The following is a 26,225-nucleotide window of genomic DNA, read 5'->3' as shown; positions in this document are numbered from 1 at the left end:
GCGCTAGTGGCGTTACAGCCAGTATAATGTCCGGTTCATATACACTTTTGGCCGCTACACCATCATGCAAGATAAATATAGTCCCGCCGACGTTGAAAAAGCCGCCCAATCGCACTGGAAGGCGATCGACGCCTACAAAGCCGTGGAAAACGACCCGCGTTTCCCGAAAGGCAAGTATTACGCTTGCTCCATGCTGCCCTACCCGTCGGGCAAACTGCACATGGGCCACGTGCGCAACTATACGATCAATGATGTGATGTACCGCTACCTGCGCATGAACGGCTACAACGTGCTCATGCCCATGGGCTGGGACGCCTTCGGCATGCCGGCCGAGAACGCCGCCATGGCCAACCAGGTGCCGCCCGCGCAATGGACTTATTCCAACATCGCCCACATGCGCTCGCAGATGGAGATGATGGGCCTGGCGATTGACTGGTCGCGCGAAATGACGGCCTGCAAGCCCGAATACTACAAGTGGAACCAGTGGATGTTCCTCAAGATGCTGGAAAAAGGCATCATCTACAAGAAAACCGGCACCGTGAACTGGGACCCCATCGACCAGACCGTGCTGGCCAACGAGCAGGTGGTGGACGGCCGCGGCTGGCGCTCGGGCGCGCTGATCGAAAAGCGCGAAATCCCCATGTACTACGCCCGCATCACCGACTACGCCGACGAACTGCTGGAGTACGTCGATACCAAGCTGCCCGGCTGGCCCGAGCGCGTGCGCACCATGCAGGCCAACTGGATAGGCAAGTCCACCGGCGTGCGCTTCGCCTTCAGCCATGACATCAAGGACAACAGCGGCGCCCTGATCGGCGACGGCAAGCTGTACGTGTTCACCACCCGTCCCGACACCATCATGGGCGTGACCTTCTGCGCCGTGGCGGCCGAGCACCCGCTGGCCGTGCACGCCGCGCAGAACAACGCCGAACTGGCCGCCTTCAACGCCGAATGCAAGCTGGGTTCCGTGATCGAGGCCGACATGGCCACCATGGAGAAAAAGGGCCTGCCGACCGGCCTGTACGTGACCCACCCTCTGACCGGCGAGCAGGTCGAAGTCTGGGTCGGCAATTACGTGCTGATGACCTACGGCGACGGCGCCGTGATGGGCGTGCCGGCCCACGACGAGCGCGACTTCGCCTTCGCCAAAAAATATAATCTGCCGATCAAGCAGGTGATCCGGGCCGAGGGCCAGGCATTCTCCACCGACGCCTGGCAGGAATGGTATGGCGACAAGGAAGTGTCCATCGTCACCAACTCCGGCAAGTACGATGGCCTGGGCTACGCGGCCGCCGTGGATGCGGTGGCGGCCGACCTGGCCGCCAAGGGCGTGGGCGAGAAGAAAATCACCTTCCGCCTGCGCGACTGGGGCATCTCGCGCCAGCGCTACTGGGGCACGCCGATTCCCATGATCCACTGCGAGAGCTGCGGTTCGGTACCGGTGCCGGAAAAGGACTTGCCGGTGGTGCTGCCGGAAGACTGCGTGCCGGACGGCAGCGGCAACCCGCTCAACAAGTATGAAGCCTTCCTCCAGTGCGACTGTCCGCAGTGCGGCAAGCCGGCGCGCCGCGAGACCGACACCATGGACACCTTCGTGGACTCGTCCTGGTACTACATGCGCTATACCTCCCCCGGTTCCAATGACGCCATGGTGGACGAGCGCAACGATTACTGGATGCCCATGGACCAGTACATCGGCGGCATCGAACACGCCGTCATGCACCTGCTGTACGCGCGCTTCTGGACCAAGATCATGCGCGACTTCGGCCTGGTCAAGTTCGACGAGCCCTTCGTCAACCTGCTGACTCAGGGCATGGTGCTCAACGAAACCTACTACCGCGAGGATGAAGCGGGCAAGAAGACCTGGTTCAACCCGGCCGACGTCGACCTGACCCTGGACGACAAGGGCCGCCCGCAGGGCGCCACCCTGAAGGCGGACGGCCAGCCGGTGCAGATAGGTGGCACCGAGAAGATGTCCAAGTCCAAGAACAACGGCATCGACCCGCAAGCCCAGATCGAACAGTACGGCGCCGACACCGCGCGCCTGTTCACCATGTTCGCCTCGCCGCCGGAACAGACCCTGGAATGGTCGGGCACCGGCGTGGAAGGCGCCAACCGCTTCCTGCGCCGCGTGTGGGCGTTCGGCTACGCGCAGCGCGAGGCCATCGTGGCGGCCGGTTCGCCGCTGGTGGCGGCCGCCTCCACCGACGCCGGGAAAGCCCTGCGCCGCGAACTGCACAAGATCCTGCAGCAGGCCGACTACGACATCAAGCGCATCCAGTACAACACCGTGGTGTCGGCCTGCATGAAGATGCTCAACACCCTGGAATCGGCCAAGGACGCGGAAGCGGCCGTGCTGTCGGAAGGCTATGCCATCTTCCTGCGCCTGCTGAACCCGGTCGCACCGCACATCACCCACGTGCTGTGGGAAGAGCTGGGTTATGGCAAATCGGCTGGCGACCTGCTGAACGCGCCGTGGCCGCAGGTCGATCCGGCTGCGCTGGAGCAGGCCGAAATCGAGATGATGATACAGGTGAACGGCAAGCTGCGCGGCAGCGTGGTGGTGCCCAAGGGCGCCGACAAGGCCAGCATCGAAGCGGCCGCGCTGGCAGCCGAGGGCGTGCAGAAGTTCATCGAGGGCACGCCCAAGAAGGTCATCGTGGTGCCCGGTAAACTGATCAACATCGTGGTGTAAGGCATATGGCGACGACTTCCGACCTGTTCCGCCGCGGCCGGCTGTGGGGCGCCCTGCTGGCGCTGGCCCTGCTGCTGTCGGCCTGCGGTTTCCACCTGCGCGGGCAGGGCGGCAGCTATTTGCTGCCATTCCCGACCATGTATGTCGGGCTGCCGGACGGGTCGCCGCTGGCCGTTGAACTCAAGCGCAACATCCGCGCCAACGGCGGCACCACGGTGGTCAACAAGGCCGCCGGCGCCGACGGCATCATCGAGGTCCTCACCGACCCCGAGAAGACCCGCTCCAAGAGCATCCTGTCGCTGGACAAGAATGGCCGCGTGCGCGAGTACCTGCTGAGCTATAACATCGTGTTCCGCGTGATCGACAGCCAGAACAACGAGTTGTTGGCGCCGACGCGTATCACCCTGACCCGCCCCATCACCTTCAACGAAACCCAGTTGCTGGCCAAGGAGCAGGAAGAAGCGCAGCTGTACAAGGACATGCGGACCGACCTGGTGCAGCAGATGATGCGCCGCCTGGCGGCCCTCAAGCCCAAGGTCACCATGTCGGTCGCGCCGGCCACGCCGGTCAAGGCGCCGGTTGACGCTGCGCCGGCCGACGGCAAGCAGTAGGGACAACCATGCAATTGCGGGCTGACGCGCTCGATGCGCACCTGGCCAAGCCGTTGGCGCCGCTGTACGTGATCACCAGCGACGAGCACCTGCTGGCGCTGGAGGCGGCCGACAAGATACGCCGCGCGGCGCGCAGCCAGGGCTACTCGGAACGCGAAGTGCTGACCGTGGAGCGCAGCTTCAAGTGGGGCGAGCTGCTGGCCGCCAACCAGGCCCTGTCGCTGTTCGGGGACAAGAAGCTGATCGAGCTGCGCATCCCCACCGGCAAGCCGGGCAAGGATGGCGGCGCGGCCCTGCAAAGTTATGTGAAAGACCTGAGTCCGGACAACCTGACCCTGATCACCCTGCCCAAGCTGGACTGGCAGACGCAAAAGGCGGCCTGGGTGGCCAGCCTGCAGCAGGCCGCGGTGTACATCGACATCGCACAGGTGGAACGGAATCATTTACCGGGCTGGATCAGCCAGCGCCTTGCCGCACAAGGGCAGAGCGCGGACCGCCAGAGCCTGGACTTCATCGCCGATCGCGTGGAGGGCAATTTGCTGGCGGCGCACCAGGAGATACAAAAGCTGGCGCTGCTGCACGAGCCGGGCAAGCTGACCTACGAACAGGTGCATGACGCGGTGCTGAACGTGGCGCGTTACGACGTGTTCAAGCTGAGCGAAGCCATGCTGGCCGGCGACCCGGCCCGCTTGCTGCGCATGCTGGAAGGCTTGAAAGGCGAGGGCGAGGCGCTGCCGCTGGTGCTGTGGGCGGTGTCGGAGGAAATCCGCACCCTGCTCAAGCTGAAGGCGGGCATGGCGCAGGGGCGGCCGCTGGGCGCCCTGCTGAAGGAATACCGGATCTGGGGACCGCGCGAACGCATGATGGACCCGGCGCTGCGCCGCATTTCGCTGGCGACGCTGGAAGCCGCCATGAAGGACGCGGCCCAGGTGGATAAAATGATCAAGGGCTTGCGCGCCAAGGCATATGCCGGCGACGCCTGGGATGCGATGCTGCAGCTGGCGCTGAAAGTCGCGCGCGGCTGATGGCTGGCTTCCCGCGGCCCGCACAGGACACTGGAACCGCAATGGACATCAAACAGTACATGGAACAAGTCGGGCAACAGGCGCGCGCCGCATCGCGCGCCATGGCCCGCGCCGACTCCGCCACCCGCAACCGCGCGCTGGCGCTGATCGCCGACGCCATCGAGCGCGACGCCGCCCTGCTGCGCGCTGCCAACCAGCAGGACCTGGACGCCGCTGCCGCCAGCGGCCTGGCGCCGGCCATGCTGGACCGCCTGGCATTGTCCGACAAGGCTATCGCCACCATGGTCGAGGGCCTGCGCCAGATCATCGCGCTGCCCGACCCGATAGGCGAGATCAGCGGCCTGAAATTCCGCCCGACCGGGATCCAGGTCGGCCAGATGCGGGTGCCGCTGGGCGTGATCGGCATCATCTACGAAGCCCGTCCCAACGTGACGGTGGACGCGGCCGGCCTGTGCATCAAGAGCGGCAACGCCACCATTTTGCGCGGCGGCTCGGAAGCCATCCATTGCAACCGCGCCCTGGCCAAACTGGTGCAGGAAGGCCTGACCGGCGCCGGCCTACCGGACGACGCGGTGCAGGTGGTGGACACCACCGACCGCGCCGCCGTCGGCGCCCTGATCACCATGCCGCAATACGTGGACGTGATCGTGCCGCGCGGCGGCAAGGGCCTGATCGCGCGCCTGATGGAAGAAGCCACAGTCCCCATGATCAAGCATCTGGACGGCATCTGCCACGTCTACATCGACGCCAGGGCCGATATGCGCAAGGCGCTGGACATCGCCTTCAACGCCAAGTGTCACCGCTATGGCACCTGCAACACCATGGAAACCCTGCTGGTGGCGCGCGCCATCGCGCCCACCGTGCTGCCCAAACTGGCGGAGCTGTACGAGACCAGACAGGTCGAGCTGCGCGCCGACGAGGAAGCGGCCGCCATCCTGGCCGGCTACCGCTTCCTGTCGCCGGCCACCGAGCAGGACTGGGCCACCGAATACCTGGCGCCCATCCTGGCCGTGAAAGTGGTGGAGGGTATCGATGAAGCCATGGATCACATCAACCGCTATTCGTCCAGGCACACCGAGGCCATCGTCACCGAGGACTACAGCGACGCCATGCGCTTCCTGCGTGAAGTCGATTCGGCCAGCGTGATGGTGAACGCCTCGACCCGCTTCGCCGACGGTTTCGAATACGGCCTGGGCGCCGAAATCGGCATCTCCAACGACAAGCTGCACGCGCGCGGCCCGGTGGGACTGGAAGGATTGACCTCCCTCAAATACGTGGTGTTCGGCCACGGTGAAGTACGCAACTAAAAAAGGAACGCCATGCTCTGGATGAAAGCCCTGCACGTCTTCTTCGTGATCGCCTGGATGTCCGGCGTGTTCTACCTGCCGCGCATCTACGTCAACCTGGCGATGGAGAACGAACCGGCCACGGTGGCGCGGCTGCTGGCCATGGCGCGCAAGCTGTACCGCTTTTCGATGTGGCTGTCGGTGCCGGCCGTGGTGTTCGGCGCCATCACGCTGTATCTGCAGTACGCCACGCCGGACGGCTTCCACATGCCGGCCTGGATGCACGCCAAGCTGCTGTTCGTGGTGCTGGTGATAGGCTATCACCACGCCTGCGGCGGCATCCTGAAAAAATTCGAGCGCGGCGCCAACACCCGCAGCCACAAGTGGTTCCGCGTGTTCAACGAGATCCCGGTGTTCATGCTGCTGGCAATCGTGATACTGGTCGTGGTAAAGCCTTTCTGAGGCAAGTAATTTAACGGATAAAGGGTACACCTTATGGCTTCATTCTTTTGCCCATGCCCGCGCGGCATGGAAGCGGCGCTGGCCGAGGAGCTGGGCGAAATCGCCCAGCAAAGCACCACCATGAAGGTGCACAACCAGGTGCCGGGCGGCGTGCACGTCTCCGGCGAACTGCAGGACGCCTACCGCATGAATTTGCATTCACGCATAGCCTCGCGGGTGCTGATGCGCATGGGCGTGACCGGCTACAAGAACGAGAACGACATCTACGACCTGGTGCTGGCCCAGCCCTGGGAAGACTGGTTCAGCTACGACCATACCATCCGGGTCGACGTCACGGCTGTCAAGTCGCCGCTGAAAAGCCTGGAGTTCATCACGCTGAAGATCAAGGACGCCATCTGCGACCGCTTCCGCGACCAGTTCAACAAGCGTCCCTCGGTGGACACCAAGGAACCCGACATGCGTATCGCCGGCTTCCTGGACGCGCACCAGTTCATCATCTACCTGGACACCTCGGGCGAGGCCCTGTTCAAGCGCGGCTGGCGCGAGGAAACCGGCGATGCGCCGCTGCGTGAAAACCTGGCGGCCGGCCTGCTGCGCGTCTCGGGCTGGAAGCCGGGCACGCCGCTGTTCGATCCCATGTGCGGTTCCGGCACCATCCTGTGCGAGGCCGCACAGATGGTGCAGGGCATTCCGCCTGGCGCGCGGCGCCGCTTCGCCTTCGAGGCCTTCAACGATTTCGATCCGGCCCCGTGGCAGGCCATGAAAGCCGCCATCAAGCCCAACCCGCTGCCGGCCGAACCCACCATCTTCGGCTCCGACATCTCGGGCGACATGGTGGCCATGACGCGCCACAACCTGCGCAGCGCCGGCATTATGTTCGAGGTGCCGCTCAAGCAGATCGAGGCCCAGGAAGTGAAGGCGCCCACCGAGCAGCCGGGCATCCTGCTGACCAACCCGCCCTACGGCGAGCGTATCGGCGTGCGCGGCGACAGCACCCTGCCGGAGGATGAACTGGCCAACAGCTTCTACGCGGCCTTCAGCGCCACCCTGAAGCAGCGCTTCGCCGGCTGGACCGCCTTCCTGTTCACGGCCGACCTGGGCCTGCCCAAGCTGCTGCGCCTGAAGGAATCGCGCAAGACGCCCTTCTTCAACGGCGCCCTGGAATGCCGCTTGTTCCGCTTCGACATGGTGGCCGGCTTCAACCGCCGCGACGCCGCCAAGCCGAAAGACGCCTGACCACGCGCCGCCCTGGAGTCAGTCCTCTTTTTCGGGCGGCGGCATAATACGCAGCGTAGCGGGCCATTGCGGATGCGATGGCCCTTGTTTTTTTTGCAGGCCGCCATGTTCCCCACACCTCCCAGCAATCTCCCACCCGACCCCGACATCGACGTGCCCGAACCGGAGCCGCACCACGTCAAGCTGCCCGGCCCGGCCGGCCTGGCCATGATGCTGGCCGCGCTGTCCATGCTGGGGCCATTCTCGATCGACGCCTACCTGCCGGCCTTCCCCGCCATCCAGTCCTCGCTGCGCGCCACCCCGCTGGAAGTGCAGCAAAGCCTGACCTTCTACATGCTGTCCTTTGCCGGCATGGTGCTGTGGCATGGCGCGCTGTCGGACGCCTTCGGCCGCCGCAACGTCATCCTGGTGTCGCTGTTCATGTTCGGCATCGGCACCCTGGGCTGCGCTTCGGCGCACTCGGTGCATTATCTGTGGGCGTTCCGCGTGCTGCAGGGGGTGTCGGCCGGGGCCGGGGTGGTGGTGGGGCGCGCCATCATCCGCGACCTGTACCACGACGCCGAGGCGGCCCGGCTGCTGTCCATGGTCACCATGATTTTTTCCATCGCGCCGGCGGTGGCGCCGGTGCTGGGCGGCTGGATCGTCACCCTGTCCGAGTGGCGCACCATCTTCCTGTCGCTGCTGGTGTACACGGCAGGCCTGCTGCTGTACTGTTACCGGCGCCTGCCGGAGACCCTGCCGCCGTCCAAAAGGCATCCGTTCAATCCGCGCTTTTTGGCCCGCAACTATGCCCAGGTGATGCGCTCGCCGCTGTTCCACATGAAGTCGGGCGTGGTGGCGCTCAATTTCGCCGGCCTGTTCCTGTACATCACGGCGGCGCCGGAAATGCTGCCGCAGCAGCTGCACCTGGGCCCCAGCCAGTTCGGCTGGCTGTTCATCCCCACCGTGAGCGGCCTGTTCCTGGGAGCGCTGGCGGCCAACCGCGTGGCCGGCCGCATCGCCTTCGCGCGCCAGATCCGTATCGGCTTCTGCTTCATGCTGGCGGCCTCCCTGTGCAACCTGGCCTGGCACGCCTGGCAGCCGCCCTCGCTGCCGTGGACGGTGGCGCCGCTGTTCTTCTATGCTTTCGGCATGTCCATGGTGTCGCCCGCCGCCACCCTGCTGGCGCTGGACCTGTTTCCCCACATTCGCGGCACGGTGGCGTCCTGCCAGTCGTTCGCCAATACCCTGCTGGGCGCCATCGTGGCCGGCGTGGTGGCCCCGGCGCTGTCGCATTCGGTGCTGGCGCTGGCCGCCGGACAGGCGTTTTTCACCGGGGCGGCCCTGGTTTTGTGGCTGATGTCGCGTTATTACAAAAGACTGTTGTCAGGGCGCGAACAAATGTAACAATTTATTAATGGAAAAGTCAAAAAAAGTTTGATGGGAAATCTTGCTTGCTGATAAGTTACTAGGTCTTTGTGTTAGTATCATTTTTTAAGCCGGGAACAGAGGCCGAAAAACCGCCTTGTTCCGTGGATAGAGGGAACCATCAACCGTGGTAGTGCCCAGACCGTGCGCAGCCACATCCTATGTCTTAGGGCGGCAATGCTGGATACGATGTCACAACCTGATCACGATATACGCAACCGCCTGCTGATTGCGCGGTTGCCGGCCATGCCGCAGATCCTCATCAAGTTGATCGAGCATCTGCAGGCCGACGATGCCGGCATGCCCGAACTGGCAGCCTTGATCGCCAAGGATGCCGCCATGACCAGCAAGATACTCACGGTGGCCAACAGCTCGGCCTACCACCGCAACCGCGCGGTGGGCCTGGAGCAGTGCCTGGTCTCGCTGGGCACGGACATGATCAAGACCCTGGTGATCAGCGAATCCGTGTTCCAGACCTTCAACAGCTTCCCCCATTCCGGCAGCACCGACTTGCGCCTGTTCTGGAAAAGCTCGCTGACCACGGCCGTGATCGCGCGCGACCTGGCCAGGAAGATGAATTACCCGCATGTGGAGGAAGCCTACCTGGCCGGCCTGCTGCACAACGTCGGCCGCCTGGCCCTGCTGGCCACCGCGCCCAAGGAATACGCCGTCAACTTCATGGCGTGCGACGACGAGGCCCTGTGCGCGGTGGAGCAGCGCACCCTGCAGATCACCCATTCCGAGGCGGGCGCCTGGCTGATCGAGCGCTGGCACCTGGACTCCTTCCTGGCCGACAGCGTGCTGTATCACCACGAGCCGGTGGCGCGCCTGGAATCGGCCCATCCGCTGATACGCCTGGTGCGCGCCGCCCACCTGCTGTGCTACCACCGCAAGGATGACGAGGGCGACGCCCATGACCAAGTCGTGGCCGACGCCGCCCGCCTGGTCGGCATGGACGAGGATGCGCTCACTACCATCATGAACAACGCTGACCGCCAGGTGGAAAAATCGGCCGCCTACCTGGGCATCGACATCGCCGGCGCCGACGAGATCGTGGCGCCGCCGGCCTACGTGCCGCCGCCGCCGGTGGACCCGGTGCAGCAGCGCCTGTCGGAGGAAGTGCGCAACATGGTGCTGGTGTCCGAGATGGGCCAGACCTTCTCGCGCCAGCAGGGCGAAAGCGGCCTGCTGGAAGCCATGACGCGCTCGGCCCGCATCCTGTTCGATTTCGAGTCGGCCGTGCTGCTGCTGGAAAATCCCACCGGCCACGCGCTGGTGGGCGTGCCCACCGGCGAGAACCAGCAGCGCCTGGCCGAGTTCTCCATCCCGCTGGCCAAGGGCGGCCCGGTGGCGCAGGCCGCCGTGGAGCGCAAGCTGGCCTACCTGGGCCGCGCCACCCCGGGACTGGGCCTGGCCGAGGAACAGCTGCTGCGCCTGATCGGCAGCGACAGCGCCGTGTGCCTGCCGCTGGTGGCCAACCAGCGCTGCTTCGGCCTGCTGGTCGGCGGCGCCGGCGCCTGGCAGATGGCCGGCTACCAGAAGCGCGAACGCTTCCTGCAATCGTTCGGCAACCAGGCCGCCAGCGCGCTGGAGACCTCGCTGTCCGAGCGCGGCCACGCCAGGCGCCAGATCGCCAGCGTGGCGGAGGAATACCGGGAAGCGTCGCGGCGCGTGGTGCACGAGGTGAACAACCCGCTGTCCATCATCAAGAACTACCTGTCGGTGCTGGACGCCAAGCTGGCGCGGCGCGAACCTGTGGTGGGCGAGATGTCCATCCTGAACGAGGAAATCGACCGCGTCGGCCAGCTGATCAACGGCCTGGCCGATCTGCAGCCCAGCGAAGCGGGCCGCGTGACCGATGCCGGCCGCGTGGTCAACGAAGTGCTGCGCCTGTTCCGCGCCACCGACTTCGTGCCGGCTTCGGTGCAGATCCTGGTGCGCATGCAGGAGGAGCCGGCCGAGATCGACGGCGACGCCGACCTGCTCAAGCAAATCCTCGTCAACCTGATCAAGAACGCGGTGGAGGCCATGCCGGACGGCGGCACCATCGAGATCGCCAACCGCGGCCACGTCAACCGCGAGCGCCGGCTGTACCTGGAGCTGGTGGTGGCCGACACCGGCCCCGGCCTGTCGACCGAGGTGCTGGCCAATTTGTTCTCGCCGGTGCGCAGCGCCAAGGAGGGCGCGCACCACGGCCTGGGCCTGTCCATCGTGCATGGCCTGGTCAAGAAAATGCAGGGTCTGATCACCTGCCGCTCCGGCCGCGCCGGTACCGCGTTTGAAATCCTGCTGCCCGCCAAGGGCAGTACCAGCCAACTCGCCGGCGGCCAGCCGCGGGCGATGGATTCCGTGTAAGGCCATCATGAACCTGATAACCGCCGGCGCCCACCTGGCCCCAGACCACCGCCCGGGAGATGCAAGCGCCGCCGCCGACGAGGGTGTGTATACCCCGCGCCTGCTGCTGGTCGATGACGAACCCCGCTTGCTGTCCTCGCTGTACGAACTGCTGCGCGACCGCGACTACCAGCTGGTGACCGCCAGCTGTGGCGAGGAAGCCCTGGCGCACCTGACCAAAATGCGGTTCGACCTGGTCCTGCTGGACCTGCGCCTGCCCGATATCGGCGGCCACGAGATCATGGACTTCATCAACGCCAGGGGGCTGGACGGCGACGTGATCGTGATGAGCGGGGAGGTCGGCATCGACGCCGCCATCGGCGCCTTGAAGCGCGGCGCCTACGATTACCTGCGCAAGCCCTACAGCCGCGAGGAATTGCTCAAGACGGTGGAAAACGCACTGCAGAAGCGCCGCCTGGCGATCGACAACGCGCGCATCGCCACCCGGCTGGAAAATTCGGAGAAGATGTACCGCAACCTGGTGGACAGCTCGCCGGACATCATCTACACCCTCGACCACGAGGGCTGCTTCACCTTCGTCAATGACCGCGTGCAGCAGCTGCTGGGCTTTACCCGCGAGGAGCTGATCGGCAAGCACTACTCGTCCCTGGTGCATGAGGAAGACCGGGAGCGGGCCCGCTACGTATTCAGCGACAAGCGCGAGGGCGACCGCAGCGCACGCAACGTCGAGCTGCGCCTGCGCTGCGCCAACGGCGGCGGCGTGGAGCGCACCTTCAACAATACCCTGATGCCGATACCGCTCAACGAAATCGGCATGCAGCTGCCGGAGCAGCGCCAGCGCCGCCAGGAGCTGTTCGGCATCTACGGGGTGGCGCGCGACATCACCGACCGCAAGCGCGCCGAGGAAGTGATTTCCTACCAGGCCTACCACGACATCCTGACCGACCTGCCCAACCGCATGCTGTTCAAGGACCGCCTGGGCCTGGCCGTGATCCAGGCCAAGCGCAAGCTCACCGAACTGGCCGTGATGTTCGTCGACCTGGACCGCTTCAAGCTGGTGAACGACACCCTGGGCCACGTCAAGGGCGATGAATTGCTGCAGCAGGTGGCGCTGCGCCTGAAGGATTGCCTGCGGCGCGGCGACACCCTGGCGCGCCAGGGCGGTGACGAATTCACCATCGTGCTGCCCGAGCTGCGCGACCGCGCCGACGCCATGGCCATCGCCGACAAGTTCCTGGAGTGCCTGCACAAGCCCTTCGACCTGGGGGGCAACGAGGTGCACATCTCGGCCTCGATCGGGATCGCCGTGTATCCGGGCGATGGCGAGACCATCGATGAACTGCTGCGCCATGCGGACATCGCCATGTACCAGGTCAAAGCCCAGGGCAAGAACGGCCACAGCTTCTATCACAACTCCATGCTGGACGTGTCGCACCAGAAGATCGCGCTGGAGCAAAGCCTGCGCAAGGCGCTGGAACAGAACGAGCTGGAAATGTACTACCAGCCGCAGGTGGACGTGGCCACCGGCCGCATCATCGGCGCCGAGGGCCTGATGCGCTGGAACCATCCGCAGCGCGGCCTGCTGGCGGCCGGCGAATTCCTGCCCTTCGCGGAGGAAAACGGCTTGATGCTGCCGATCTCGGACTGGATGCTGGGCGCGCTGTGCCGCGACCTGCTGCAATGGAACGCGGCCGGCGGCGAGGCCATACGGCTGTCGCTCAACCTGTCGCCGCAATACCTGGACCGGGGCGACTTCTTCGAGAAAATGCGCGGCGCGTTGACCCGCTACGGCATTTCGCCGGCCCAGATCGAGGTCGAGATCACCGAGAACATCTGCATCCGCAACCCGCAGTACGCCATCGAGCAGCTCAACAAGCTGTGCCAGCTGGGCGTGTCGGTGGCCATCGACGATTTCGGCACCGGCTATTCCTCGCTGTCCTACCTGCACCGCTTCCCCATCCACACCATCAAGATCGACCAGTCCTTCGTCAAGGAGATCCACGACGAGCATGGCCACTATCCGGTGATCCTGGCCATCATCTCGATCGCGCGCGGGCTGGGGCTGCACCTGGTGGCGGAAGGGGTGGAGACCGAGGTGCAGGCGCGCTACCTGAAGGCCAACGGCTGCCACACCATGCAGGGCTATTTGTACCACCGGCCGGTGTCGCTGAGCGCCTTCCTGCAGGTGCTGCAGGACCAGCGCAGCGCCGTGCAGCACGCGCTGCCGGCCCTGCAGGTATTGACCGGCGAGCACGCGCCGGCCATGGTGGCCTTCCAGGCTTGAGGCGCGATGGAAAAGCATAGTCCTGGCGAGGGCGTGCCGGCCGACGAGGCCAGCTACACCGCCGAATACCTGCGCATCAAGGGCCTGGCCGAGCGCGGCGTGGTCAATGCCCAGCACAGCCTGGGCTTCATGTATTTCAACGGCCAGGGCGTGGCCCGGGATTATGAACAGGCGGTGGCCTGGTACCGGCGCGCGGCCGACGCCGGCTTGGAACACGCCCAGTACAACCTGGGGGTGATGTACCAGAAGGGCCAGGGCGTGCCCATGGATTGCCTGGAGGCGGCGCGCTGGTACCGCCTGGCGGCCGAGCAAGGCTACGCGGCGGCCCAGTACAACCTGGGCTGGCTGTACGCCAAGGGCCAGGGCGTGGAAGCCGACAGCCAGCAAGCCATGCACTGGTTCAGCAAGGCCGCCGAGCAGGGCGACGCCGGCGCCCAGAACAACCTGGGCATGATGTACGACAGCGGCAAGGGCGTGCCGCAGGATTACCAGCAGGCCATCGCCTGGTACCGCAAGGCCGCCGAGCAGGGCTACGCGCGGGCCCAGTTCAACCTCGGGCTGCGCTACGAGAACGGCCAGGGCGTGCCGCAGGATACGGTCCAGGCCATGTCCTGGTTCCGCAAGGCGGCCGACCAGGGCTATGCGCCGGCCCAGTTCAATCTCGGCCTGCGCTTCGACAAGGGCGAGGGCATAGGCCAGGACAGCCAGAAAGCCATCATGTGGTACCGGCGCGCGGCGGAGCAGAACCACGTCAGCTCGCAGTTCAACCTGGGCCTGATCTACGATAATGGCCAGGGCGTGCCGCGCGACGAGCAGAAGGCGCTGGAGTGGTACCGCAAGGCCGCCGAGCAAGGCCACGCGGGGGCGCAGAACAACCTGGGGCTGCGCTACCAGCACGGCCAGGGCGTGCCGCAGGACCAGGGGCAGGCGCTGCACTGGTACCGCAAGGCGGCCGAGCAGGGCCACCCGGCCGCGCAGTACCACCTGGGCCAGCTGTTCGACGCCGGTGTGGGCGGGGTGCAGGATGCGCAGGAAGCCATCTTCTGGTACCGCAAGGCGGCCGACCAGGGCCACTTGCGGGCCCAGTTCGAGCTGGGCCTGCGCTACGAGACAGGACACGGCGTGCCGCAGGACCAGCGCAAGGCCATGGGCTGGTACCGCCGCGCCGCCGAGCAGGATTATGTGGCGGCCCAGTACAGCCTGGGCCTGCTGCACGACCGCGACGACGGTCCGCAGCCTGATCCGGTGCAGGCCAACCACTGGTACCGCAAGGCGGCTTTGCAGGGCCATGTCCAGGCCCAGTTCGCGCTGGGACTGCGCTGCGACAGCGGCCAGGGCATGGCGCAGGACCCGGCCCAGGCCTATCACTGGTATGTGCAGGCCGCGCGCCAGGGACATGCACGCGCCCAGTTCAACGCCGGCCTGATGTGCCTGAGCGGCCATGGCACGGCGGCCGATCCGGCCCAGGCCTGGCAATGGCTGGCGCGGGCCGAGCAGGCCGGCATCGCGGCCGCGTCCAAATACCTGCAGAGCGCCGCCGCCCGGCTCAATCCGGCCGCGCTGACCTTGGCCCGCGACCGCCTGGCCATCCTGCCTGATTAGGAAGCTGTTCAACATCGCCTGGCGTCGTTGCGGCGACAGGTGCCCAGGGATTCAAGCCGCCGGATTTTCTGCCGTTACCAGAACGATAAGCAGAAAAACAAGCGGAAGCCATGCAGATCAACACCAACCTCTCCAGCCTGGGCGCCCAGCGCAGCTACGAGCGCGCCGGGGGGGAGGTGGCCGCCAGCCTGCAGAAGCTGTCCACCGGCCAGCGCATCAACAGCGCGGCCGACGACGCGGCCGGGCTGGCGATCAGCGAGCGCATGGAGGCCGGCGTGCGCGGCATGCAGCGCGCTTCGCGCAATATCAGCGACGGTGTCTCGCTGCTGCAGGTGGCCGACGGCGCGGCGGGCCGCCTGGCGGATAACTTGCAGCGCATGCGCGAGCTGGCCGTGCAGGCCGCCAACGACAGCAACAATGTACTGGACCGCGCCTCCCTGCAGCAGGAGGCCGATGCGCTGGCGGCGGCCAACATCGGCATCGCCGAAGGCGCCACCTTCAACGGCCGCGCGCTGCTGGACGGCACCTTCTCCACCCAGCTGCAGGTGGGGGCGCAGGCTGGCCAGACCATCCACCTCAACCTGCAGGCTGCGCTGGTACCGCGCGGGTACAACACCGGGTTGGTGGATGTGTCGCAGCACCAGGTCACGGTCAAGGGGGAACAGGTCAAGGGCGCGCTGCTGGCCGGCGCCCTCACCATACGCAATGGGGCGGTGGGCGCCTCGGTGGCGGGCGCCAGGCCGGGCCAGGGGGCGGACAGCGCCTACGCGGTGGCGGCCGCCGTCAACGCCGCCAACCTGCGCGACGTCGCCGCCACCGCCAGTACCATCTGGGAAGTGCAGGCGGGAGCGGCAGGAGCGCTGCCGAATGCGGGCCTATCCATCAACGGCGTTGCCATCGGCGCCATTTCTGGCGGCAGCGCGGCGGCGCGGGCCGCCAGCGCGGCGGCGGCCATCAGCGCGGCGGCGGCGGATACGGGCGTGAGCGCTAGTGCCGATGGCGCCACCCTGACCCTGAGCGCGGCCGACGGCCGCAACATCGAGGTGGCGGAATCTGGCGCCGGCTATGCCGGTTCGCTGGGGCTGGCGCTGGGCGCCTACCGGGGCAGCGTGACGGTGACCGAAACCCGGCTGGGCGCGCACACCCTGGCCATCGGCGGGCGCAGTCCGGAATCGGTGGGACTGAGCGGCGGTCGCCAGAGTTCGCAGCCTACCGGCGCGCGCGAGCTGGTGCTCAAGGATATCTACAGCGCGGGCGAGCCGCCCATCGACCTGTCCACCCACGGCGGCGCCAGCGACGCCATCGACTACCTGGACGGCAAGATAGACACCATCAGCCAGATCCGCAGCCAGCTGGGCGCGGCCCAGAACCGCATGCTGGCGGCGCAGTCGCAGGCCGACGACAGCGCCGTCAACCTGTCGGCGGCGCGCTCGCGCATCCGCGACACCGATTACGCCAGCGAGACCGCGCAGCTGACGCGCGGCCAGATCCTGCGCCAGGCCGGGGCTGCGATGGTGGCGCAGGCCAATGCGCAGCCCCAGTATGCCCTGATCCTGCTGCGCTGAGCGCCAGCAACCCGTTTCAACACGGCCATGGCATCGTGGCGGCGGCTTGCCGTGCCGGCCAAGGTCCTCAACCCGGCGCGTCAAGACGGTGCCGACAGGTGGCCGACGCGGTAGCGCTGCACGCCCTCGCCGGCCAGCGCGGCGGGCGGCTCATCGCGCCACAGCTGCAGCCGCACCACGCTCCAGGTGGCGGTATCGACGCCCACCACCGAGGCCAGCGCGCCCTGCGCCGTTGCGCCGGCCGCCGCCTCGCGTTCGCGCTGGCGCCACTCTTCCAGCGAGGCGTGCGGCGGGACCGCGGCGCTGCTGCGTGTGGCGTGGCGCGCTTGTTTCACCTCGGCGCCGACTTCCTGGTGCCACAGCGTCCAGCTGCGCACCACCGGCCAGCCGTAGGAGCGCGTCAACGCCGCAAAGGCCGGGCCGGCCAGGAAGTCGTGCATGGCGCCGCTGTCGCGCCACAGGTAGAAGGGCGCATACAGGTGTTCGATGCCCTCGTCGGCATACAGGTAAGCCTTGAAAGCCAGCCCCGGCAAGCCATCCAGCAGCGGTCCCTTGCTGGCGATGCGCCGGCGGATGATCTCCATGTCGTAATCGGCCGGCAGCGTGTAGCTGTACTGCATGGCGATCATGGCCGTTGCTCCGGGCGCGGCACGGTGGCCACGCCGTCGCTGAACGACCATTCGTCGCCTTGGGTCGTATTGATGACGATCATGACGTCCTGGGGCCGGATGCCGGGCGATTCTGCCAACAGCTCGGCGGTGCGCCGGAAGAAAGCCGCCTTCATCTCCGTGCTGCGCGGGCGGCCCGCCGTCACGGTGATGACCACGAAGTCCTCGGAGCGCGGTCCGCCCAGGTAGTGGCGGTCGTACACCAGCTCGTTCGGCTCGTGCTGGTGGATCAGCTGGAAGCGGTCGTCGCGCGGCACGTCGAAGGCTTCCACCAAGGCGCGGTGCAGGTTGTCGGACAGCGCCTGCAGGTAGTCGGCGGTGTGGCCCTTGCGCAGCGAAATGCGGCTCAGCGGCATGATGGTGCTCCTTTTTTTGATTTGACAGGGCTACGATACGCGCCTATCTTGATCCTGAAAATCGGGAATATTGGAATCGACAGTACACAAAAACGGGACGATCATGCGGCGTTTGACTTTCGACCTCGACGTGCTGCGCACCTTCGTCACCGGCGTGGAGCTGGGCAGTTTCGCGCGCGCGGCGGACCGCCTGGGCCGCTCCACCTCGGCCGTCTCCGCGCAGCTGAAAAAGCTGGAGGAGCAGCTGGGCATGCCGGTGCTGCGCAAGGAGGGACGCGGCATGGTGACCACGCCGGCCGGTGAATCGCTGCTGGGCTATGCGCGCCGCCTGCTGGAGCTCAACGACGAGGCGGCCAGCGCCGTGCGCGGCGCCGGGCTGGCCGGCAGCATCCGCCTGGGCATGCAGGAGGATTTCGGCGAGCACCTGCTGACCGATGTGCTGGGCCGCTACGCGCGCGCGCACCCGCGCCTGCGCATCGAGGCCCGGGTGGCGCGCAATTCGGAATTGATGGCGCAGCTGGCGGCCGGCAAGCTGGATCTGGCGCTGGCCTGGGACGCCGGCCAGATCAGCCCGTACTCGGAACCACTGGGCAGCCTGCCCATGTGCTGGATCGCATCGGAGGAAGGCCGTGGCGACAGCGGACTGCCGGCGCTGGCCGATGGCGAGCCGCTGCCGCTGGTGATGTTCGAGGCGCCCTGTTTGATGCGCACGGCCGCCACCACGGCGCTGGACCGGGCCGGCATCGCCTGGCGCATCGCGTTCACCAGTCCCAGCCTGGCGGGCGTGTGGGCGGCCGTGGCGGCCGGGCTGGGGGTGACGGTGCGCACCGGGGCGGGCATGCCGCCTGGCCTGCGGCTGCTGGATGCGGCATCCGGCCTGCCGCCGCTCCCCATGGCCGGCCTGAGTCTCCACAGCGCCGAAGCGGAACCGTGCGCCGCCGCCCGGCACCTGCGCGAGATCGTGCTGGCCTCGGTGCGGCAGCAACTGGGGACGGCCGCGCCGCAGCCGTTCAGGTCCGGAACAGATGGGTGAAGGCGCGGCTGACCGGCAGCTTTTCCTCGCAGCCGTGCAGCAGCAGCTGCATGCGCTCGGCGTCGATGCGCTCGGCGGCGGCAATGGCCTTGACGTTGACCACGGTGCCGCGGTGGATCTGCCAGAAGCGTTCCGGGTCCAGCCCGTCCAGCATGTCCTTCAGGGCCGTGCGCACCAGCGCTTCCGAGCCGTTCAGCACCACCCGCGTGTACTTGGTGTCGGATTGGAAGAACAGCACGTCGTCGACGTCGATGAGGCGCACCTGGCGCCCCACCGAGGCCTTGATCCACTTGAGCGGCTTGCGCTCCGGCGCCGGCGCCGCCGCCTTCAGCTGCGACAGCAGGGCGCTGATGTCGGCCGGCTGGGCGTGCATCTTTTCCCGCACGCGGGCGATGGCTTTTTCCAGCCGTCCGGCCTGCACCGGCTTGAGCAGGTAGTCCACCGCGCCGGCCTCGAAGGCATCCACCGCGTACTGGTCGTAGGCGGTGACGAACACCACATGGGCCGAGCGGCCGATGCGCTGCGCCACCTCCAGGCCGGACAGGCCGGGCATGCGGATGTCCAGGAACACCAGCTGCGGTTCGTGCTGCAGGAAGGCGTCCCAGGCATCGTTGCCGTTTTCCGCCACCTGCACGATGCGCGCCTCCGGCCAGGCCGTTTCCAGCATCTCCAGCAGGCGTTCGCGCATCAGGGGTTCGTCTTCGGCGATCAATATCTTTGTGCTCATGCGGGTTCCTTGCTGGCTTGCTGGAGTTGTTGGTGTTGCCGCGGGATGCGGATGTCGGCCACCACCCCGCCATCCTCTTCTTCGTACAGCGAGAGCGTAGCGCCGGGTCCATAGGCCAGCCGCAGGCGTTCCTTGACGTTGTGCAGGCCGATGCCGCTGCCCGGTTCCGGACTCAGGCCGACGCCGGTATCGCGCACGGTGATGCGCAATTCGCCATCCTCGATGGCCGCGCCCACGCTGATGCTGGCGCCGCGCAGCGAGGGTTCCACGCCGTGCTTGATGGCGTTTTCCACCAGCGTCAGCAGGGCCATGCCGGGGATGGCGTGCTGCGCCAGCTCCGCCGGCAGGTGCAGGTCGAAGCGCAGGCGCGAGCCCAGGCGGATGCGCATCACTTCCAGATAGGAGCGTATCAGCGAGAACTCGGCCGCCAGGGTGCTTTGCTCGGCGCTCATCTCGGCCGTGCTGACGCGCAGGAAGGCGATCAGGTGCGAGGTCAGTTCGGCCGCGCGCGGCGCTTCCTTTTCCGCCAGCTGCTGGACCGCGCCCAGGGTGTTGAACAGGAAGTGCGGTTCGATCTGGGCGCGCAGCAGGCGCAGCTGCGATTCGCTGAGCTGGCGCGCCAGCCGTTCGTGCTCGGCTTCGGCCTGCAGGCGGGCGGTGATGGCCTCGTAATCCTTGTTGCGCCAGGCGCTAACGATCAATACCATGATCAGGTGGCAGGCGCCCGCACCCAGGCCGAACAGCAGCAACTTGGGGGCGCTGCGCTCTATCACCGGCAGCAGCGCCTTTCCATTGACGAAGGAGTCGCTCAGCATGGCGATCAGGGAGCCGGCATACATGCCCACCACGGCCAGCAGCGCCGCCTTGAACTGGTGGCGCACCGCACGCCGGTAATTGAACCAGATACCAATCAGGGCGCAGATCACGGCCAGTCCCACCACATTGGTCATCAGCAGCCAATCGAACCAGCGCAAGGTCGAAGGCACCAGCAGCCACAGGGCGCCCCCCAGCAGCGACAGGACAGCCATGGTTTTCAGCGTCAGCAACGTGCCTTTCCAGCCCCGGTAGGCGCTGCAGAAGGCGTACAGCTGGTTGCGTTCTATCTCCGTCAGGGCGGCCAGTTTGCGCAGACCCTTGCTGTACGCGCTAGCCGGCAGCCGCTCGACCGACGAGGGATCGCGCAGGGCGTCCAGCACCTGCTCTTCCCAGCAGTGGTATTTGGCTTTCAGTGTGGCCAGCATCGCGTATCCCCTCGGTGTGCTTTGTCATGTCTGCACTGTACCCAACAGGACGCAAGGGTAACACCGGAACGTGACGAGTGACGAATCCGGCGGCGCGAAATACGAGCGCCGGGTTCAGCCGCCGCCTTCAGGGCGGATGGCGGTCAGCGCCACGGCGGCGATGCGGTCGGTGCGGGCGTGTTCCGGGGCGCCCAGTTCGCCGCCAAACACGTCGGGGTCGATTTCCTCGTAATCCCAGCCGCAGCCGGCCGCCGCCAGCAGGGCGGCGGCCCTGTCGCGGAAAGGATCGCGGCCTTCCACGATGGCGCTGCAGGTGTACAGCAGCAGCGCGCCACCCGGCGCCAGGCGGCCGGCGGCGCTGTCCACGATGGCCAGCGACAGGCCTTCGCCCAGCTCCCCGCCGCCGTGGCAGTAGGTGCGTTCGCTGTCGTCCAGCATGAAGGGCGGGTTGGAGATGATCCAGTCGTATTCGCCCTCGACCCCGCGCAGCAGGTCGCTGGTGGCGACTTTCACGTTGGCGGCGCCGGCCAGTTCGGCGTTGACGGCGGCCAGGGCCAGGGCCCGGGGATTGATGTCGGTGCACCAGACCTCGGCCTGCGGCAGCGCCGCCGCCACGGTGATGGCGCCCGGACCGGCGCCGCCGCCGATGTCGATCACGCGGCGCGGGGCCGGCAGCCGCTCCAGCGCGGCGCGCAACACGCGCGCGTAGCGGTAGGTATCCGGCCCGAAGAACACCGCGTCCTGTTCCTGGGTGGGGAAGGCGGAATGGAAATACAGGCGGCCGTCCAGGGTGGAGGCGCGCAGGGTGCTGCGCAGCAGGCCGCCGTCCTCGCGCACGATGCCGGCTTCGCGCATCCAGGCCAGCAGCTGCGGATCGGGCAGGCTGGGGTCGAATGGGCGGCTCCAGCCGAAGATGCCGCGCAGGTCGCGCGCCCGGGCGCTGCCAGGCCGTGCGTTGACGCGGCGGTGGCTGGGCGTGGAGATGGTGACGAAGTCATAGCCGGCGCGCTGCAGGTAGCGGCCGATCTGGAGCAGGGCTTGGTTCACGGCGTCTCCTTGAAAATAGGCGATGAAGTCATCCTACAGGGTGGGAGGGCGCGCACTGCGGCGCACCCGCAACAAACGAGACCAAATGGAGACCAAACGCGCAAGCAATTGCGCAAAACTGGAGCTAGGCTTGAGTGATAATCGGGCCGTCCCATTCCGTCATCTGCAAGGAAACCCAAGGAAACCCAAGGAAACCCAAGGAAACCATGTACCGTCTCACTTTGACATTGGCCGCCGCCTGCCTGGCGGCCACCGCCTGGGCCGCCGACACCCGCGATCTGTCCGGCCAGTGGCGCTTCGCCATCGACCGCACCGACGAAGGCGTGCAGCAAGCCTGGTTCACGCGCACCCTCGGGGACCGCATCGCCATCCCCGGCATCCTGCAGGCGCAGGGCTACGGCGACGAGATCAGCGCCAGCACGCCCTGGGTATTGTCGCTGTACGACAAGAACTGGAAGCTGCGCGCCGACTACGAGGCCTACACCAAGCCAGGCCAGGTCAAGGTGCCCTTCCTGTCGCAGCCGCAGCGCCACTACCTGGGGGCGGCCTGGTACCAGCGCGACATCGAGGTGCCGGCCTCCTGGCGCGGCAAGCGCGTGGCGCTCTTCATGGAGCGCCCGCACTGGGGCTCGACCACCTGGGTGGACGACAGGCAGATCGGCTCCAACCTGAGCCTGGTGGCGGAACACGAATACGACCTGGGCCTGCTGGCGCCGGGCAAGCACCGCGTCTCGGTGCGGGTCGACAACCGCATGCTGATGGCCTACCGCCCGGACGCGCACAGCGTGTCAGATTCGCTGGGCATGAGCTGGAACGGCATCATCGGCAAGGTCGAGCTGCGCGCCACCACGCCGGTGTGGCTGGATGACGCCCAGGTCTATCCCAACGTGGAAGACAGGACGGTGCGGGTCAAGGTCCGCATCGGCAACGCCGGCGGCAAGGCTGGCAGCGGCGTGCTCAGCGCCAACGGCGTGCAGCAGAAAGTCAGCTGGGACAAGGATGGCGGCACTGCCGAGATCACGGTGCGCTATCCTGCCACGGCCCAGACCTGGGACGAGTTCCACCCGGTGCTGCAAAAACTCAAACTGCAGCTGAAAGGCGCGGACGCCGCCGACAGCCGCGAGATCAGCTTCGGTTTTGCCCACCTTGCCGCGCGCGGCAAGGACTTCGTGCTCAATGGCCGCCCCATTTACCTGCGCGGCACCCACCACGGCGGCGACTTCCCGCTGACCGGCTATCCGCCCACCGACGTGGCCTATTGGCGCAAGATCTTCCAGATCAACAAGGACTGGGGCATCAACCATATCCGCTTCCACTCCTTCTGCCCGCCGGAAGCGGCGTTCCAGGCCGCCGATGAACTGGGCCTGTACCTGCAGCCGGAACCGGGCATGTGGAACGAGGTCTCGCCCGGCACGGCCATGGACAAGATGCTGTACGAGGAAACCGAGCGCATCATCAAAGCCTATGGCAACCATCCCTCCTTCCTGATGCTCAGCCCCAGCAACGAGCCGAAAGGTAAATGGAAGGAAGCCTTCGACGCCTGGATCGCCCACTACCGCCAGGCCGATCCGCGCCGCCTGTATTCGAACGGCACCGGCCATACGGAGAAGGAAGTGCCGGGACTGGCCGAGGGCACCGACTTCCTGGCCATGCAGCGCATCGGTCCCAAGCCGCTGCGCGGCAACAAGGGCTGGTTCGGGCGCGACTACGGCGATTCGCTGACCGAGGTGCGTGTGCCGGTGGTGTCGCATGAGGCGGGGCAGTGGGTGTCCTACCCGGACTACGGCATCATCGCCAAATTTACCGGCTACCTGCGGCCCGGGAACTACGAGATCTTCCGCGATTCGCTGGCGCGGCATGGCATGGCCGGGCGTAACAAGGACTTTGCGGTCGCCTCGGGCAAATTCCAGGTCGAGAACTACAAGGAAGAAATCGAGGCCAACCTGCGCACGCCCGGCATGATGGGCTACCAGCTGCTGGACCTGCATGACTACCTGGGCCAGGGCACGGCGCTGGTCGGCATCCTGGATACCTTCTGGGAGAGCAAGGGCTATTCCTCGCCCAGGGAATTCCGGCGCTATAACGGCGCGACCGTGCCGCTGGCGCGCCTCACGAAGCGCGTGTACACCTCCGGCGACACCCTGTCGGCCGAGGTGGAGATCGCCCACTACGGCGCCCAGCCGCTGCAGGGCGCGCAGCCCTACTGGAAGCTGGTGGACGCCGGCGGCAAACAGGTCGCCGGCGGCGACTTCGCGCGGCGCGATATCGCCATCGGCAAGAATATCGCGCTGGGCAAGGTCGAGCTGGCGCTGGCCGGCCTGCCGGCGCCGCAAGCCTACAAGCTGGTGGTGGGCCTGCGCGGCGCCGACGCGGAGAATGACTGGAACATCTGGCTGTACCCGTCCCAGGTCAGCGAGCCGCAGGGCGTGCTGGTCACCCACAGCTGGGATGCGGCCGAGGCGCGTTTGAACGAAGGCGGCAAGGTGCTGTACCTGCCGCGTCCGGCCGACCTGGATTGGAACTCGCCGCCGCTGGACAACGTGCCGGTGTTCTGGAACCGCCTGATGAATCCGGCCTGGGGCCGCATGCTGGGCATGTGGGTGGACCGCAATCATCCGGCCCTGGCCGGATTCCCCACCGAGGACTTCAGCGACTGGCAGTGGATAGAGCTGCTGAAGAATACCCGCGCCGTCAACCTGGACCGCCTGCCGGCCGCGCTGCAGCCCATCGTCCAGCCCATCGACGACTGGAACCGCAACTACAAACTGGGCCTGTTGTTCGAAGCGCGGGTCGGCAAGGGCAAGCTGCTGGTGGCCAGCGCGGACCTGGACAGCGACCTGGAACACCGCCCGGTGGCGCGCCAGCTGCGCAAGTCGGTGCTGGACTACATGGCGGGTGAGGGCTTCCAGCCGCAGGCCGCCATCGCCCCGGCGGAATTGCGCACCGTGCTGTTCGACACCCTGAGCATGAAGAAGCTGGGCGCCAAGGCCAGCGGGGGGCGCGACGCCGCCAGCGCCATCGACGGCGATCCCAACACCTTCTGGAGCGCCGGTGCGCAGAATGCACCGCGCGTGCCGCAGGAGCTGACCATCAGCTTCCCGCAGCCGGTGTCCTTCACCGGCCTGGTGCTGATGCCGCGCCAGAACCACCGCGACCACGAAGGCGATGTGCGCGAATTCGTGCTGCAGGCCAGCGACGACGGCAACAGCTGGCGCGAACTGGCGCGCGGCGAGTTGAAGTCCACCTATGACCAGCAGCGCGTGGCGCTGGGCCGCGAGGAGCGCGCGCGCTACCTGCGCTTCGTGTCGCTGTCCGGCTTCGGCAGCGACAACAGCAGCGCCATCGCCGAGCTGGCGCTGGTCTACACCGGTCCCCGGCTGCCGGACAATCCGGACACGCTGGCCTACAAGCGGGTGCGCTCGGCCTCCAGCGACATCGACGAGAACCTGCCGGAGGAGAAGAAAAAGCCCAGGCAGTAAGATGCCATCTTTGTAAGCCGATGTTTCCCCTGTAGCCCGCCGCGCTGCGGTAGGCTACGCTAGCTAGTCCAAACAATAAAAGGGAGAGAAGATGGCGATACGCCTGCCCGTCGCGCTGTGCGCGGCCCTGTACGCGGCTCTTTCGGTGCTGCCCGCATGGGCGCAGACGGAACCGGAATCGGCCGCAGCGCCCGAGCCTGCGACCGAAAAAGTGCTGGTAGTGGGCCAGAAACCCGGACCGGGCCTGTGGAAGATCAGCCGCGGCGACCATGTGATGTGGGTGTTCGGCGCCTACAGCCCCCTGCCCAAAAAGATGGAGTGGCGCTCGCAGGAAGTGGAGACCATCATGGCCCAGTCGCAGCAGTATTTGCTGGCGCCGGCCGCCTCGCCCGATGTTGGCATCCTGCGCGGGCTGACCGCGCTGCCCTTCCTGTACGGCATACGCGACAATCCGGACGGCGCCAAACTGCAGCAGGTGCTGCCGCCCGAAGTCTACCGCCGCTGGCAAGGCATGAAGCAGAAATATATCGGCGACGACCAGGGTATGGAAAGCCTGCGTCCCATCTTCGCCGCCGACATCCTGTTCCGCAAGGCGCTGGAACGCGCCGGGCTGACCAACAGCATGGAGGTGCGCGAGTCCATCGAGAAGCTGGCCAGGAAGAACAAGGTCAAGGTCACGCCGGTCGAGATCATGCTGCCGGTGGACAGCCCGTCGCGCATGGTGCGCGACTTCAAGAAGGCCCAGGTCGAGGATGCGGCCTGCCTGTCCGCCACCATGGACACCCTGGAACGCGACATCGACGACGCCCGCGAGCGCGCCAACGCCTGGGCCAAGGGCGACCTGGGCGCGATCTCCAAACTCAACTTCGCCGAACGCGAGGGCGCCTGCAATGGCGCCATGATGAACAGCAGCTTCGTCCAGAAGCAGCCCGGCTGGCAGGAGGTGCCGCAGCGCATGCGCATGGCCTGGGTGCAGGCGGCCGAACACGCGCTGGACGCCAACCGCTCCACCTTCGCCCTGCTGCCCATCCATGAGCTGCTCAACCCCCAGGGCGCGGTCGCCATGCTGGCCGCCAAGGGCTACGCGGTGCAGAAACCCGAGTAAGCGCCGGGGCGGCGCCCGCCGCCCCCGTGCCCCCCGTGCCC

Annotated in this window: 19 protein-coding genes; 14 read left to right on the top strand and 5 right to left on the bottom strand. The window is 66.7% G+C overall.

Annotated features, from left to right (window positions below):
* Positions 1-64 precede the first annotated feature (64 nt).
* The 11 genes from leuS (at position 65) to ACLB1G_RS23790 (ending at position 16,528) form a co-directional block, all read left to right on the top strand.
* Positions 65-2,695, top strand: a complete 2,631-nt coding sequence (leuS, locus tag ACLB1G_RS23840; RefSeq protein ID WP_491629741.1) for a leucine--tRNA ligase — start codon at positions 65-67, stop codon at positions 2,693-2,695.
* A 5-nt stretch (positions 2,696-2,700) separates the two neighbouring features.
* Positions 2,701-3,306 (top strand): LPS-assembly lipoprotein LptE, encoded by a 606-nt coding sequence (locus ACLB1G_RS23835; protein ID WP_491629740.1) that lies wholly within the window; start codon positions 2,701-2,703, stop codon positions 3,304-3,306.
* Positions 3,307-3,314: 8 nt separating this feature from the next.
* Positions 3,315-4,331 (top strand): DNA polymerase III subunit delta, encoded by a 1,017-nt coding sequence (holA, locus tag ACLB1G_RS23830; protein WP_491629739.1) that lies wholly within the window; start codon positions 3,315-3,317, stop codon positions 4,329-4,331.
* Positions 4,332-4,372: 41 nt separating this feature from the next.
* Complete coding sequence (locus ACLB1G_RS23825) at positions 4,373-5,638, top strand: glutamate-5-semialdehyde dehydrogenase (RefSeq protein ID WP_491629738.1); 1,266 nt, start codon at positions 4,373-4,375, stop codon at positions 5,636-5,638.
* A 12-nt stretch (positions 5,639-5,650) separates the two neighbouring features.
* On the top strand, positions 5,651-6,079 hold the full coding sequence (locus ACLB1G_RS23820) for a CopD family protein (protein WP_491629737.1): 429 nt from the start codon (positions 5,651-5,653) through the stop codon (positions 6,077-6,079).
* Positions 6,080-6,112: 33 nt separating this feature from the next.
* Positions 6,113-7,315 (top strand): THUMP domain-containing class I SAM-dependent RNA methyltransferase, encoded by a 1,203-nt coding sequence (locus ACLB1G_RS23815; protein ID WP_491629736.1) that lies wholly within the window; start codon positions 6,113-6,115, stop codon positions 7,313-7,315.
* A gap of 105 nt (positions 7,316-7,420) precedes the next feature.
* Positions 7,421-8,701, top strand: coding sequence for a multidrug effflux MFS transporter (locus ACLB1G_RS23810; protein WP_491629735.1), 1,281 nt, complete (start codon positions 7,421-7,423; stop codon positions 8,699-8,701).
* Between the two features lie 210 nt (positions 8,702-8,911).
* Positions 8,912-11,077: an HDOD domain-containing protein gene (locus ACLB1G_RS23805; RefSeq protein WP_491629734.1), complete on the top strand. Its 2,166-nt coding sequence runs from the start codon at positions 8,912-8,914 to the stop codon at positions 11,075-11,077.
* Positions 11,078-11,084: 7 nt separating this feature from the next.
* Positions 11,085-13,361, top strand: coding sequence for a putative bifunctional diguanylate cyclase/phosphodiesterase (locus ACLB1G_RS23800; protein ID WP_491629733.1), 2,277 nt, complete (start codon positions 11,085-11,087; stop codon positions 13,359-13,361).
* Between the two features lie 6 nt (positions 13,362-13,367).
* The gene (locus ACLB1G_RS23795; protein ID WP_491629732.1) at positions 13,368-14,963 is read left to right on the top strand and encodes an SEL1-like repeat protein; all 1,596 of its coding nucleotides are present in this window, start codon (positions 13,368-13,370) and stop codon (positions 14,961-14,963) included.
* Positions 14,964-15,073: 110 nt separating this feature from the next.
* Positions 15,074-16,528, top strand: a complete 1,455-nt coding sequence (locus tag ACLB1G_RS23790) for a flagellin N-terminal helical domain-containing protein (RefSeq protein ID WP_491629731.1) — start codon at positions 15,074-15,076, stop codon at positions 16,526-16,528.
* A gap of 80 nt (positions 16,529-16,608) precedes the next feature.
* On the opposite strand, the gene ACLB1G_RS23785 is transcribed toward ACLB1G_RS23790, so the two are convergent.
* A complete protein-coding gene (locus tag ACLB1G_RS23785) occupies positions 16,609-17,157 on the bottom strand; it encodes a DUF4865 family protein (RefSeq protein WP_491629730.1) in 549 nt (182 codons plus the stop codon).
* Positions 17,154-17,552: a tautomerase family protein gene (locus tag ACLB1G_RS23780; protein ID WP_491629729.1), complete on the bottom strand. Its 399-nt coding sequence runs from the start codon at positions 17,550-17,552 to the stop codon at positions 17,154-17,156. The genes ACLB1G_RS23785 and ACLB1G_RS23780 overlap by 4 nt, the downstream gene beginning before the upstream one ends.
* Positions 17,553-17,655: 103 nt before the next feature.
* Here ACLB1G_RS23780 and ACLB1G_RS23775 point away from each other — a divergent pair, with 103 nt between their 5' ends.
* Entirely contained in the window at positions 17,656-18,585 is a 930-nt protein-coding gene (locus ACLB1G_RS23775) for a LysR substrate-binding domain-containing protein (protein ID WP_491629728.1), read from the top strand.
* Here ACLB1G_RS23775 and ACLB1G_RS23770 read toward each other — a convergent pair.
* The 3 genes from ACLB1G_RS23770 to ACLB1G_RS23760 form a co-directional block, all read right to left on the bottom strand.
* On the bottom strand, positions 18,563-19,312 hold the full coding sequence (locus ACLB1G_RS23770) for a LytR/AlgR family response regulator transcription factor (protein ID WP_491629727.1): 750 nt from the start codon (positions 19,310-19,312) through the stop codon (positions 18,563-18,565). The genes ACLB1G_RS23775 and ACLB1G_RS23770 overlap by 23 nt on opposite strands.
* Positions 19,309-20,553 carry a sensor histidine kinase gene (locus tag ACLB1G_RS23765; protein ID WP_491629726.1) on the bottom strand — a complete coding sequence of 415 codons (1,245 nt, stop codon included), beginning with the start codon at positions 20,551-20,553 and terminating at the stop codon, positions 19,309-19,311. The genes ACLB1G_RS23770 and ACLB1G_RS23765 overlap by 4 nt, the downstream gene beginning before the upstream one ends.
* 114 nt (positions 20,554-20,667) lie before the next feature.
* Positions 20,668-21,600, bottom strand: coding sequence for a methyltransferase (locus ACLB1G_RS23760; protein WP_491629725.1), 933 nt, complete (start codon positions 21,598-21,600; stop codon positions 20,668-20,670).
* Positions 21,601-21,806: 206 nt separating this feature from the next.
* Between ACLB1G_RS23760 and ACLB1G_RS23755 the strand changes: the two genes are divergently transcribed.
* Together ACLB1G_RS23755 and ACLB1G_RS23750 are read left to right on the top strand one after the other, a co-directional pair.
* Complete coding sequence (locus tag ACLB1G_RS23755; protein WP_491629724.1) at positions 21,807-25,079, top strand: DUF8487 domain-containing protein; 3,273 nt, start codon at positions 21,807-21,809, stop codon at positions 25,077-25,079.
* Between the two features lie 91 nt (positions 25,080-25,170).
* The gene (locus ACLB1G_RS23750; RefSeq protein WP_491629723.1) at positions 25,171-26,184 is read left to right on the top strand and encodes a TraB/GumN family protein; all 1,014 of its coding nucleotides are present in this window, start codon (positions 25,171-25,173) and stop codon (positions 26,182-26,184) included.
* Positions 26,185-26,225 lie beyond the last annotated feature (41 nt).

It is taken from the genome of Duganella kummerowiae (assembly GCF_053572355.1).
The sequence above is the reverse complement of the archived record's forward strand: the minus strand, read 5'-3'. Positions and strand labels throughout refer to the sequence as shown.